At 67.4% G+C, this 12227-nt stretch carries 12 protein-coding genes and 1 riboswitch; of the genes, 6 read left to right on the top strand and 6 right to left on the bottom strand.

The genetic code is table 11. The annotated features are described in order from the left end of the window. Nucleotides 1–38 precede the first annotated feature (38 nt). Complete coding sequence (locus tag AC1Q9M_RS15425) at nt 39–2363, bottom strand: heavy metal translocating P-type ATPase (protein WP_492434531.1); 2325 nt, start codon at nt 2361–2363, stop codon at nt 39–41. 141 nt (nt 2364–2504) lie between these two features. Between AC1Q9M_RS15425 and AC1Q9M_RS15420 the strand changes: the two genes are divergently transcribed. The 6 genes from AC1Q9M_RS15420 to minE all read left to right on the top strand — a co-directional run bounded on the left by AC1Q9M_RS15420 (nt 2505) and on the right by minE (nt 6236). Continuing rightward, nucleotides 2505–2702: a heavy-metal-associated domain-containing protein gene (locus AC1Q9M_RS15420; RefSeq protein WP_492434530.1), complete on the top strand. Its 198-nt coding sequence runs from the start codon at nt 2505–2507 to the stop codon at nt 2700–2702. Nucleotides 2703–2706: 4 nt separating this feature from the next. Further along, a complete protein-coding gene (gene cueR / locus AC1Q9M_RS15415) occupies nt 2707–3261 on the top strand; it encodes a Cu(I)-responsive transcriptional regulator (RefSeq protein WP_444687793.1) in 555 nt (184 codons plus the stop codon). Nucleotides 3262–3325: 64 nt separating this feature from the next. Further along, nucleotides 3326–3943 (top strand): Spy/CpxP family protein refolding chaperone, encoded by a 618-nt coding sequence (locus tag AC1Q9M_RS15410; protein WP_492434529.1) that lies wholly within the window; start codon nt 3326–3328, stop codon nt 3941–3943. Between the two features lie 410 nt (nt 3944–4353). After that, entirely contained in the window at nt 4354–5121 is a 768-nt protein-coding gene (gene minC / locus AC1Q9M_RS15405; protein ID WP_382322644.1) for a septum site-determining protein MinC, read from the top strand. Between the two features lie 35 nt (nt 5122–5156). Further along, complete coding sequence (gene minD / locus AC1Q9M_RS15400; RefSeq protein ID WP_291116397.1) at nt 5157–5972, top strand: septum site-determining protein MinD; 816 nt, start codon at nt 5157–5159, stop codon at nt 5970–5972. Between the two features lie 3 nt (nt 5973–5975). Beyond that, nucleotides 5976–6236, top strand: coding sequence for a cell division topological specificity factor MinE (gene minE / locus AC1Q9M_RS15395; RefSeq protein WP_204735402.1), 261 nt, complete (start codon nt 5976–5978; stop codon nt 6234–6236). A gap of 295 nt (nt 6237–6531) precedes the next feature. Here the strand turns inward: minE and AC1Q9M_RS15390 are convergent, their stop codons facing one another. From AC1Q9M_RS15390 to AC1Q9M_RS15370, 5 genes are all read right to left on the bottom strand, one after another. Beyond that, nucleotides 6532–8820 carry a penicillin-binding protein 1A gene (locus AC1Q9M_RS15390; protein WP_492434528.1) on the bottom strand — a complete coding sequence of 763 codons (2289 nt, stop codon included), beginning with the start codon at nt 8818–8820 and terminating at the stop codon, nt 6532–6534. Between the two features lie 128 nt (nt 8821–8948). Continuing rightward, a riboswitch (glycine riboswitch) is annotated at nt 8949–9038 on the bottom strand. Nucleotides 9039–9067: 29 nt separating this feature from the next. After that, nucleotides 9068–9859 carry a type I methionyl aminopeptidase gene (gene map / locus AC1Q9M_RS15385; protein ID WP_444687788.1) on the bottom strand — a complete coding sequence of 264 codons (792 nt, stop codon included), beginning with the start codon at nt 9857–9859 and terminating at the stop codon, nt 9068–9070. Continuing rightward, the gene (locus tag AC1Q9M_RS15380) at nt 9859–10113 is read right to left on the bottom strand and encodes a ParD-like family protein (protein ID WP_382322642.1); all 255 of its coding nucleotides are present in this window, start codon (nt 10111–10113) and stop codon (nt 9859–9861) included. Before AC1Q9M_RS15380 ends, map begins: the two co-directional genes overlap by 1 nt. Nucleotides 10114–10169: 56 nt before the next feature. Then, on the bottom strand, nt 10170–10772 hold the full coding sequence (locus AC1Q9M_RS15375; protein WP_382322641.1) for a hypothetical protein: 603 nt from the start codon (nt 10770–10772) through the stop codon (nt 10170–10172). A gap of 83 nt (nt 10773–10855) precedes the next feature. Next, nucleotides 10856–12043, bottom strand: a complete 1188-nt coding sequence (locus tag AC1Q9M_RS15370) for a calcium:cation antiporter (protein ID WP_444687787.1) — start codon at nt 12041–12043, stop codon at nt 10856–10858. Between the last annotated feature and the right edge of the window lie 184 nt (nt 12044–12227).

Raw genomic sequence — 12227 nt, 5'->3', positions numbered from 1 at the left:
GCGCGCGCCTTGACGTGCATCAAGCCTTGAGCGCGGGCTCAGCGCTGCGGCGGCTTCCAGCGCTTGAGCAGCAGCGCGTTGCCAACCACGCTCACCGAGCTCAGGGCCATGGCCGCGCCCGCCACCACCGGGCTGAGAAAGCCCAGCGCGGCCAGCGGGATGCCGGCCACGTTGTAGGCAAAGGCCCAGAACAGGTTCTGCCGGATCTTGCGCACCGTGCGGCGCGAGATGTCCAGCGCGGCCGCCACCAGCAGCGGGTCGCCGCGCATGAGCGTGATGCCGGCGGCGTGCATGGCCACGTCGGCGCTCGCGCCCTGGCTGTGGCTCATGGCCATGCCCACGTCGGCGGCGGCCAGCGCGGGCGCGTCGTTCACGCCATCGCCCACCATGGCCACGGTGTGCAGGCGGTCGCCCACCACGGCCGCGCGCAACTTGCGCACCACGGTCGCCTTGTCGCCCGGCAGCACCTCGGCGATCACCTCGTCGTGGTCCGCGCGCAGGCCCAGCCGCGAGGCCATGGCCAAGGCCGCACCGCGGTTGTCGCCCGAGACCATGAACAGCCGCATGCCCTGCGCCCGCAGGCCGGCAATGGCCTCGGCCGCGCCGGCCTTGGGCTCGTCACCGAAGGCCAGCAGGGCCAGGGGCGCCCAGGTGGCGGCCGAGGCCGCATCACCCGGCGTCTGGCTGGCCAGCACCGACACCGTCGCGCCCTCGGCCTGCAAGGCCTTGGCGCGCTCGTCCAGCGGGCCCAGCTTCGCGCCGAGCTCGCCCATCCAGCGCAGACTGCCCAGGGCCAGCAGTGCGCCGTTGACGCGCCCCTGGCTGCCCCGGCCCGAGACCGCCTGCACGTCCTGCGCGGCGTCCGGCGCCACCTTGATGGACCTGGAGGCCGCGGCCTCCAGCACCGCGCGCGCCAGCGGGTGCGCGCTCTGCGCCTGCAGCGCCGCCGCCACCTGCAGCACGGCGATCTCGTCCACGCCCGGTGCGGCCTCGATCACCGTCAGGCGCGGGTGGCCCTCGGTCAGCGTACCCGTCTTGTCGAAGGCCACCGTGTCGACCTTGTGCGCGATCTCCAGCGCCTGCGCGTCCTTGATCAGGATGCCGTGCTGCGCCGCCACGCCGGTGCCGGCCATGATGGCCGCGGGTGTGGCCAGGCCCAAGGCACAGGGGCAGGCGATCACCAGCACCGCCACCGCGTGCAGCAAGGCCTCTTCCATCGGTGCGCCAATCCCCAGCCAGCCCAGCAGCGTCACCAGCGCGATCACCAGCACCACCGGCACGAACACGGCCGCCACCTGGTCCACCATGCGCTGCACCGGTGCCTTGCCGGCCTGCGCGTCCTGCACCAGGCCGATGATCTGGGCCAGCACGCTTTGCGCGCCGACCGCGCGCACCCGCACGTCCACCGCGCCCTCGCCGTTGAGCGAGCCGCCGGTCACGCCATCGCCCACGTCCTTGGACACCGGCAGGGACTCGCCGGTCAGCATGGACTCGTCGGCCTGGGTGTGCCCCTGCACCACCGTGCCGTCGGCCGCGAAGCGCTCACCCGGCAACACGCGGATCACATCGCCCGGCAGCAGCTCGTCCACCGCCACATCGGTGGTCTCGGTGCGGCGAATGCCATCGGGCAACAGGTGGGCCCGCTCGGGCCGCAGCGCATGCAGCGCGCGGATGGCCGTGGTGGTCTGGCGCTTGGCGCGCGCCTCCAGCCACTTGCCCAGCAGCACCAGCGTGATCACCACCGCCGAGGCCTCGTAATACAGGTGCGGCACCTCGCCCGCTTCGGCGCGCCACCACAGCCAGGTCGACAGCGCCCAACCGGCCGTGGTGCCGATCGCCACCAGCAGTTCCATGTTGCCGGTGCGCGCCTTGAGCGCGTGCCAGCCGGCGCGGTAGAAACGCGCGCCCAACACGAACTGCACCGGCGTGGCCAGCAGGAACTGGATCCAGGCCGGCAGCATCCAGTGCTGGCCGAACAGGTCCCCCACCATGGGCAGCACCAGCGGTGCCGAGAGCAACACACCGATCAGCACCGGCAGCAGGTCGCGCGGCACGCCCATCACGCGCTCGGTGTCCTCCTCGTCCAGGGCTTCCAGCGTGCGCGGCTCGTAACCCGCGTCGCGCACGGCGCGCTTGATGCGCGCCAGCGATTCGGCCTCGTCCACGCCACTGAGCGTGACGCGCGCCGACTCGGTGGCCAGGTTCACGGTGGCGTCGCTCACGCCCGGTTGCTTGCGCAAGGCCTTCTCGACCCGCGTCACGCACGAGGCACAGGTCATGCCGCCCACACCCAGATCGATCTGGGTCAGTGGATAGGTCGAGAAGGTGGCACCGGCGTCGGGAGAGGCAGCGATCGTGTTCATGGGGTCAGCATAAGCTTTACCACCATGGGAAGGTCAAACGCGCTTGTAGCGAACTGTGACAGCGCGGCCACCGCTTGACCTTGACACCATGTCAAGGATCACAATGGCTTCATGTTCCATCCACCCTTGAAGAAAGACACCATGAAACAAGTCCTCGATGTGCACGGCATGACCTGCGGCCACTGCGAAAAGTCCGTGACCACCGCCATCAAGCTGCTCGATCCCCAGGCCGAAGTCCGCATCGACCGCGGCCAGAACCGCGTCGAGGTGAACAGCACGCAGACGTACGAAGCCCTGGTCGAAGCGATCCGCGAAGAAGGCTACCAAGTGGCGGCCTGACCCCATGGCCACCGACCGCCTTCTGCACGCGCTGGCCCCCGCCGGCGAGCAAGACCCGGGCGACGCGCTGATCCACTGGCCGGTCAGCATCGGCAAGGCGGCGCAGCTCAGCGGCATCTCGCCCAAGATGCTGCGCCACTACGAGAGCCTGGGCCTGCTCACGCCCGTGCCCCGCACCGACAGCAACTACCGCCAGTACAGCCTGGCCGACGTGCACACGCTGCGCTTCATCCGCCGTGCGCGCGACATGGGCTTCGGCCTGGACGCCATCACCGAACTCGTGAGCCTCTGGCACAACCGCCGGCGCAGCAGCGCCAGCGTCAAGCGCATCACGCAGAAACACCTGGACGAACTGGCCCAGCGCATCGAAGCCCTGCAGGCCATGCAGCGCACGCTGGACCAGCTGCTGCACCTGTGCCCCGGCGACGACCGACCCGACTGTCCCATCCTCGACGACCTGAGCCACCCCGCTTGCACAGTTGCTGCAAAAAGCAGCACAAAACTTTACAAACCCGCCACATCGGCGGCACGGGGTGGAAACACGCGCGCCAGACACTGAAACCACTCCGCAGCCCGACACCTGTCCTGTGGAGATCCATCCTCAACAGACACCAGGAGTCCTCATGAAATCGCTTCCGAAACGCGCGCTGATCGCCACCACCCTGGCCACCGCCCTGGTGGGCACCTTCGCCACCGCCCTGGTGCAGGCCTCGGCCCTGCACCCCTCGGCCCTGGCCGCCGGCACGGCCGACACCGTCGTGGCCCAGGCCGACACGGCGGCCAAGCCGGCCGTCAAACCCGCTGCCCCCACCGCCGAGCAGCGCGACCAGAAACGCGCCGAACGCCACGCCCAGATGCAGAAGCGCATGGCCGAGCGCCAGGCGGCCTTCAAGGCCGAGCTCAAGCTCACCCCCGAGCAGGAACCGGCATGGAACGCCTTCATCGCCCGCACCCAGCCTCAGGTCGGCGCCATGCCGCGCCAGGGCACCCGGGAAGACTGGTCCAAGCTGACCACCCCGCAGCGCCTGGACAAGATGCAGGCCCTGAAAGCCGAGCGCGACGCCGCGATGGCCAAACGCGTCGACGCGATCAAGAGCTTCTACGCGGTGTTGAACGCCGATCAACAAAAAGTCTTTGATTCAAAACACCTAGGCGGCTTCCAGCGCGCCGGCATGCACCGCGGCCACCGGGGTGAGCATCGGCACCACGGCGAGCAACCGGGCGTGAAAAAGCCGACCTGAACAGGCGCCCGGACCGCGCCGGGTTCCCGTTCCACTATTCTTCTAAATCTTTAAATACAAAATAGCAGTAGTAGTAGAGGGCGCTGTCCGGTGTGGACAAGCGCCCTTTTTCTTGCTGGATCAAGGACTTGGCTCGCTCAGAAGCCTGTGTGAAGGGCACGGTTCCTTGGCGCTCGAAACGGGGATAACAAGGCAGTTACCCACTTTTCTGTGGATAACTCATGCGTTGTTAAAAAATTATTCACAGGTTTGTGCAAAACCCGCTCGTCGGTTGCTGAAACATGCCCTGACACCTGCACACCTTCCCGGGCCAAAACCCGTCAACCCGGCTGGTAAGATGCGCCGCTTCACAGCCAGACCTGCCGACCCGGCGTTCCTGCGGCTGGCCCGTTTTTGGATCTGTTTCGCCCATGTCTGTCGCCCTCGCAGGAAACGCGCCCGCCACCTTCGAAATCAAGAGCGCCCACCTGCCTTTGGTGGCCCTGATGCTCAAGTCGTCCAACCTGGATCTCCTGGCGCAGGAGTTCGCCCAGCGTTTTGGCGACATGCCCGATTTCTTCGACCACGATCCGGTGGTCATCGACCTGCACCCGTTGAACGTGGCCGAGGCCCATGCCCTGCCCGACTTCGGCGCGCTGCAGACCTTGCTGCGCCAGCACCGCCTCACGCCCCTGGCCGTGCGCGGCGGCACCATCGAACAGACCGCGCTGGCCGTGGCCGCCGGCCTCACGCCCGCGCCCGATGCCACCGTGCAACGGGCCGCCCCGTCGGCGGTACCGACCGAGACCGCCTCGCCGGAACCCGTGGCCGCGCCCCAGCCGATGCCCATGCCCGGTGCGCTGGTGATCGACAAGCCCCTGCGCTCGGGCCAGCAGGTTTACGCGCGCGGTCGCGACCTGGTGGTCATGGCCATGGTCAACCCGGGTGCCGAGGTGATCGCCGACGGCAACATCCACGTGTACGCGCCGCTGCGTGGCAAGGCCATCGCCGGTGCGCGCGGCTACGGGGAGGCGCGCATCTTCGCGCTGTCCATGGCGCCCGAACTCATTTCCATCGCCGGCATCTACCGCACCAGCGAAGTGGCCCTGCCCGAATCGGTCCAGGGCAAGACCGCGCAGGTGCGCCTGGTGCCCGGGCCCGATGGCGACAAACTCGTGATCGACGCCATCGGCGTCTGAGTCTCACCCCTTATTCGAATCGAAGGACTTTCACCATGACCAAGATTGTTGTCGTCACCTCCGGCAAGGGCGGCGTGGGCAAGACCACCACCAGCGCCAGCTTCGCCTCGGGCCTGGCCCTGCGCGGCCACAAGACCGCCGTCATCGATTTCGACGTGGGCCTGCGCAACCTGGACCTGATCATGGGCTGCGAGCGCCGCGTGGTGTACGACCTGATCAACGTCATTCAGGGCGAGGCCAACCTGAACCAGGCCCTGATCAAGGACAAGCAGTGCGACAACCTGTTCGTGCTGGCCGCCAGCCAGACGCGCGACAAGGACGCCCTGAGCCAGGAAGGCGTGCACAAGGTGCTGACCGACCTGTCGGCCATGGGCTTCGAGTACATCATTTGCGACTCGCCCGCCGGCATCGAGACCGGTGCGCTCATGGCCATGCACTACGCCGACGAGGCGCTGGTGGTGACCAACCCCGAGGTCTCCAGCGTGCGCGACTCCGACCGCATCCTGGGAATGCTGGGCAGCAAGACGCAGCGCGCCATCGAGGGCAAGGAGCCGATCAAGGAACACCTGCTGATCACGCGCTACAACCCAGGCCGCGTGGCCGATGGCCAGATGCTCTCGCTCAGCGACATCCAGGACATCCTGCGCATCAAGCTGATCGGCGTGATCCCGGAAAGCGAAAGCGTGCTGACCGCCTCCAACCAGGGCATGCCGGCCATCCACCTCAAGGGCACGGACGTGGCCGAGGCCTACAGCGACGTGATCGACCGTTTCCTCGGTGCCGACAAACCGCTGCGCTTCATCGAGGCCGAAAAAGTGGGCTTCTTCAAGCGCCTGTTCGGAGGGAAGTAAGGCATGTCGATCCTGTCTTTCCTGCTGGGTGAAAAGAAGAAAACCGCCAGCGTCGCCAAGGAGCGCCTGCAGATCATCCTGGCGCACGAGCGCAGCGGGCGCAGCGCTTCCGAGCCCGACTACCTGCCCGCGCTGCAGCGCGAGCTGGTCGCGGTGATCGGCAAGTACATCAAGATCAACCCGGACGACATCAAGGTCCAGCTCGACCGCCAGGACAACCTGGACGTGCTCGAGGTCAAGATTGAGCTGCCCGACCGCAAGTGATCGATGGCGGATCGGGTGAACTTTTGCAGTTCGCGCCGCCGATCCCCCATCTCGGGCCGTTTTCAGCCCACTTCATGCCACCGGTGCGCGGAACATCCGCCAATTCCTAGACTCCATGCTCTAGGGGGTGGCGCCGGCTTGCCGGCGTGATGCGGTGGAAGAGCCGCACCCATCCCGGGTTTCGCGGCGCTGCTATGTTCTTGCTGGAAGGGTGCAAGGACGCGGTTTCCAGCTTGTCTGGCTTCTCCTCTGGGCCTGTTTGTGGGGCAAATCGGGGCCGAGCAACGCCGCTTTTTCATTCCCCCGGGGCCGGGATGCCGCTGCGGCATTCGAACGGGCCCTGGATGAAGGTGTGGGGCTCGACGGTGCAGGGGCCCTCCAGGGATTCCGGGTAGACGTAGTCGTCGCCCCATGGCACCAGGTCCGCCGGCATGCGGCGCTCCTGCTCGGGCCGCTGGGCGACGGCGACCTTCATGTAATCCGTCCAGACGGGCAATGCCAGGCTTCCCCCGGTCGCGTTGCCCAGGCTGCGCGACTGGTCGTACCCGATCCACACCACCGAAGCGACGCCCGATGAATAACCGGCGAACCAGGCATCGCGTGCGTCGTTGGACGTGCCGGTCTTGCCGGCCGTGTCCTTGCGCCCGAGTGCGCTCGCTCGCCGCCCGGTGCCGTGCCGCACCACGTCGCGCAGCATGCTGTCCATCACGTAGGCATTGCGTGGGGAGATCACCTGGCCGCGGGGCGACACCGGCGGCGCTTCGTAGAGCACCGCACCGCCGCGCTCGCTGACCTTGAGCACCAGGCGGGACTCGACCCGCTCTCCTTCGTTGGCGAACACCGCGTAGGCCTCGGTGAGCTGCAGCGGGGTCACCGCACCCGCGCCCAGCGCCAGCGGCAGGATCGGAGGATTGAGCTCGGCCGCGAAACCGAAACGGGTGGCGAACTGCTGCACATATTCCGTGCCGGCGGCGTCCATGAGGTTGACCGCCACCACGTTCTTCGAGCGCGCCAGGGCCCGCCGGGCCGTGATGAAGCCTTCGTACTGGTTGCCGTAGTTGCGCGGTCGCCAGGCCTTGCGGCCGCGCGCCGAGGGCGTGACCAGCCGCTGCGTGTCGTCGACCAGGGTGCCGGGGAAATAGCCTTTTTCCAGCGCGGCGGAAAACACGAAGGGCTTGAAGGTCGATCCCGGCTGGCGCACCGCCTGCACCGCGTGGTCGAACTGGTTGAACGCAAAGTCGAAGCCCCCGGCCAGTGCCAGGATCTCACCCGACCTCGCATCGATGGACACCAGCGCGCCCTGCATCTGCGGCAGCTGTGTCAGCCGCCAGCGCCCGGCCGTGTCGGCCACGACACGAACGACGGCACCCGGTTCGATGCGCCTGCGCGCCGGTGCGTCGGGTTTGAGCAGCGCGCTGCTGCCCGGGCTCAGCGTGTGGCGTGCAATGCGAATCACGGTGCCGTCGCGCAGGGCGGCCGTGATGCCGGCGGAGGTCGAGGCTTCCAGCACGGTGGCCACGCGCAAGGCGCCACTGTCCCGGTAGGGCGCGAGGGCCCGGCGGATGCCGGCCGGGTCGTCGGCCTGCACGGCTTGCTTCAGATGGCCTTCCGGCCCCGCGGGGCCGCGCTGGTGCTGTGCATTCAACAGGCCGGCGCGCAAGGCATGGGTGGCGGCGCGCTGCTCGGCCACGTGGATGGTGGTGGTCACATCCAGGCCCCGCGAGTAGGCCTCGTCCCCATAACGCTCCACCAGCATCTTGCGAACCTGTTCGACCGCGTAGGCCGATGCCGGGTCGGTCGACGGGTGGTTCAGCGCCAAGGTCAGGGGCTCGGCGCGGGCCTGCTCATAGGCCGGCTCATCGAGATGCCCCAGCTCGCGCATGCGCTTGAGAATGTGCTGCTGGCGCACGGTGGCGCGCTCGCGGTTGGCGACCGGGTTGTAGGCGGAGGGCGCCTTGGGCAGGCCGGCCAGCATGGCCGCCTCGGCGACGCTGAGCTGGTCGAGCGTCTTGTCGAAGTAGACCGATGCGGCCGCCGCGAAACCGTAGGCCCGTTCGCCTAGGTAGATCTGGTTCATGTACAGCTCCAGGATCTTGTCCTTGCTGTAGACCGATTCGAGCTTGTAGGCCAGCATGATCTCCATGACCTTGCGCCGGTAGGTCTTCTCCCGGCTCAGGAAGAAGACCCGCGCGACCTGCATGGAGATGGTGCTGCCACCTTGCGCGTGCCCACCGGCCACGAGGTTGCCGAGCGCCGCGCGAACCAGGCCCGCGTAATCCACCGCCCCGTGTTCGTGGAACCGCGCGTCCTCGATGGCCAGCAAGGCCTGCTGCATGCGCAACGGGATGCGCTCGATCGGCACGAACTCGCGCCGCTCTTCGCCGTACTCGGCGAGCAGGCTGCCGTCCCTGGCGTGGATGCGCATGGGCAGCATCGGTTCGTAGTGGGCCAGGTGACCAACCTCGGGCACCTGCTGCCACAGGCGGTGCAAGGCATGGGCGGCGCCGAGGGCAACGCCGATGCACAGGCCAAGGGCCAGCGCGGCGAAGAACCGGGCCGTGAAAGGGGTTCGAAAGGAGAACATGGGCAAGGCTCAGGTGAAAGCGCCTCTCCCCCTGTCCTTTTACCTGAGAGTTTCGACTGCGTCGGCAGTCTGCCCCTTCGGTGTGCCGGTGCGCGCGCGGTGCGGCTCGGCCTCTCTCCAGTCGGCGAAATGTGTCTGCGGTCCGGTGGCCTGAGCGATCATGGGAGTTTGCGCCTTCGGCGGAGGCGCGACACGCCTCGCTCTCCCGCAGAGCGTCGCAGTCTATCAGAGGGTCAAAACCCGGGCGTCACACCGGTGCGCGGGCACCCGTGCCACCCGGCCAGGGCGTGAGCACCTCGTGTCCCTCGGGCGTGACGGCCACCATGTGTTCCCACTGGGCGGACAGGGAGCGGTCTTTGGTCACGACGGTCCACCCATCGGCCAAGGTCCGGGTCTCGCGCTGGCCTGCGTTGAGCATGGGTTCGATGGTGAAGACCATCCCCGGCTCCAGCCTGAGCCCCTCGCCGCGCCGGCCATGGTGAAGCACGTTCGGTTCTTCGTGGTAGATCCGGCCAATGCCGTGCCCGCAGTACTCGCGCACCACGCTGAAGTGCTCTCGATGGGCGACGGACTGGATGGCATGGCCAATGTCCCCCAGCGTCGCGCCGGGCCTGACCTGCCGGATGCCGGCCAGCAGGGCTTCGTAGGTGGTCTCCACCAGACGCCGGGCCAGCACGTTGGGTGTGCCGACGAAGTACATGCGGCTGGTGTCGCCGAACCAGCCGTCCTGGTTGACGGCCACATCGATGTTGATGATGTCGCCCTTCTTCAGCAGCTTGTCGGGCGAGGGGATGCCGTGGCAGACCACCTGGTTGACGGAGGTGAGGATGGTCTTGGGGTACCCGTGGTACCCCAGGTTGGCCGGGATGGCGCCCTGGACATTCACGATGTGGTCGTGGCAGATCCGGTCCAGCGTCTCCGTGCTGACCCCGGGGACGACGTGGGGCTCGATCATGCCGAGCACCTCCGCGGCCAGCCTGCCGGCGCGCCGCGCCATCTCGATGTCCTCGGCGGACTTGATGGTGATGCCGCGAGCCACTAGCGCTGGCCCGCCGGGGCTGTGCGGGACTTGCCCGGTGGGGTCGCGGCCGCCACGGTGATGTCCAGGCCCCCCGCGAGTTCCGCCCGCACCAACAGCTGGCAGATCTCCCGGTGGTCCAGCGCCGGGTGAAGCTCGGTCAGCATGCCAACCCGCATCCAGTGTTCGGCCTGCGCATTGATGGACCTGCTCAGCGCATTCCCCGCCACGCGCAGGTTCTCGTGCATCAGGTCCGAAATCTTGACGATCCCCATTCATCACCTATATATGAAACGTATATGAATTATATACGCCTCAAGGTGGACGGCGGCTAGTTGGGGTTGGCCGGCGGGGTGGGTGGCGCGGCGGCCGGTGGGGGGTCCACCGGATCCAGCAGGCCCTTGGGCGGGTTGCGCTTCATCTCACCGGCCAGCGTCAGCTGCTCGGGACTCATGCATTCATCGGCCAGCCGCTTGCCCAGTTGCTGGCTCATGAGCATGGACTTGTTGCCCAACTGCAGCCACATGGCGCCCCGCTTCGGGTCTTCGAGCCGGATGGCACCGGTGCGGCTTTCCACCGGGTGCATGTAGTACCGCGCGTTGCGCATGTTCTTCACCTGCACGATGAAGAACCCCTGCCGCTTGGCGGGCACGATCTCCACAGCCGAGCCCAGTTCGCAGGGGATGTTGCCGAGGTACACGCGCTGCGCGACCGCGAGATCGGCTTCGGTGAGGTTCACGCTGGAATCCTCTTCGATCGGTGTCACTTCTTCCACGGCCTTGGCCGCGGAGCGCGCCAGCGGCGCGCGTTTGGTCGTGGTGGTGGGTTTGGCCGCCGGCTTGGCGGCGGGCTTCGCGGGGGTCTGCTGCGCCATCACCGGGATGGGCGCGAACGCCACGGCGCTCAGGGAGAAGACGAGGGCAAGGATTTTCATGGGCCCTAGTCTGCCCGCATGGCCGCTGAAATGCTGTTCGCAGATGTTTCGACCGCATCCACCGTGGGCCGCCCATGGCGCGGCTAGGGAAAGAACAACAGCACGGCGAACACGGCAAACAGCGCGAGGTGCATGTAACCCTGCAGCGCCGAGGTGCGCTGGCCGTTGAAGGTGAGCATGCTCAGCACGGCGGTGGCCACAAACAGGGCCGTGTCCATGTGGGAGATGCCCATGACGACCTGCTTGTCGTACAACAAGCCAATGGCCAGCACCGCGGGAACCGTGAGCCCCACGGTGGAGACAAAGGCACCCAGACACAGGTTGACGGCCCGCTGCATCTCATTGCCCAGCGCCGCGCGCACGGCGGTCAAGGACTCGGGGGTGAACACGATCAGGGCGATGAGCACGCCACTCACGGCCACGGGCGCGCCCGCGGCCGCAATGCCGTAGTCGAGCACGACGGCCAGGTGGTGGCCCAGCAGAACGATCGGAACAATCATGGCCAGCAGCAGCAGCGAATGCACCCAGACATCCTTCCTGCTTTGCTGGACAGAACCCTCCGCCTTTTCGGTCTCGGTCGGCGCCCTGGAGGTGCGTTCCATGCGGCGCACCACCATCGCCCCGGGAGGGGGCTGAACGAAGAGGCGCTTGTGGCTGCCGATCTGCTTCCACAGGAAGGCCGCGTACAGCAGCGCGGTGAGGACACCGATGCCCATCGCCTGCTCAGGCCCGAATTCACCCGCTGTGCTGGTGAACTTGGGCAGCACCAGGGCCACCGTGGTCAACAGGGCAATCATCGACAGGTAGGCCGTCGCCCCCTGCGCATTGAACTCCTGTTCGCCATGCCGGGCAGCGCCCACCGCCAGGCAGATCCCCATCACGAGGTTCAGGATGATCATCAACACGGCAAAAATGGAATCGCGCCCGATCGTGGGAGCTTCCCCCGGACCCAAGAGCACCGAGGCAATCAGGATGACCTCGATGGACACGATGGACAGCGTCAGGATGAGCGTGCCGTACGGCTCGCCCAGTTTGTGCGCCAGGTAGTCCGCCTCATGCACGACACCAAACGATGCCGCCACGATGGTGGCCAGCAGCACGGCGAAGCTCAGGCCGGCGACACCGGGTGTGAGTGGCGCGGCCAGCCAGGAGGAACCGTAAAAAGAGAACAACCCCACCACAACCCATGCACCGAGCAGAAGCGCCCAGGTGGCTGGAGAGATGAGCCGCGCGCGCGCGGCGGGTGGGTGGAGGGGGGAGGCGTTGACCATGGCGACCACTTTCACAAGCAGTGCGGGGGCCGTCCCTCGCGGTTGAATCCATGCCGATGGGGTCGTCCCCATTCGGCCTCACACCTGGCGCGTGAGCCCCACAATTATAGGTTTCGAGCTTGTGACCCCGTGAACCGCCTCAGCCGCGCCTCTCCTCTCAGGGCATTGGCGCGGGCCTGAACAG

The sequence above is a fragment of the Hydrogenophaga sp. GW823-FHT04C09 genome (assembly GCF_058796355.1).
The sequence above is the reverse complement of the archived record's forward strand: the minus strand, read 5'-3'. Positions and strand labels throughout refer to the sequence as shown.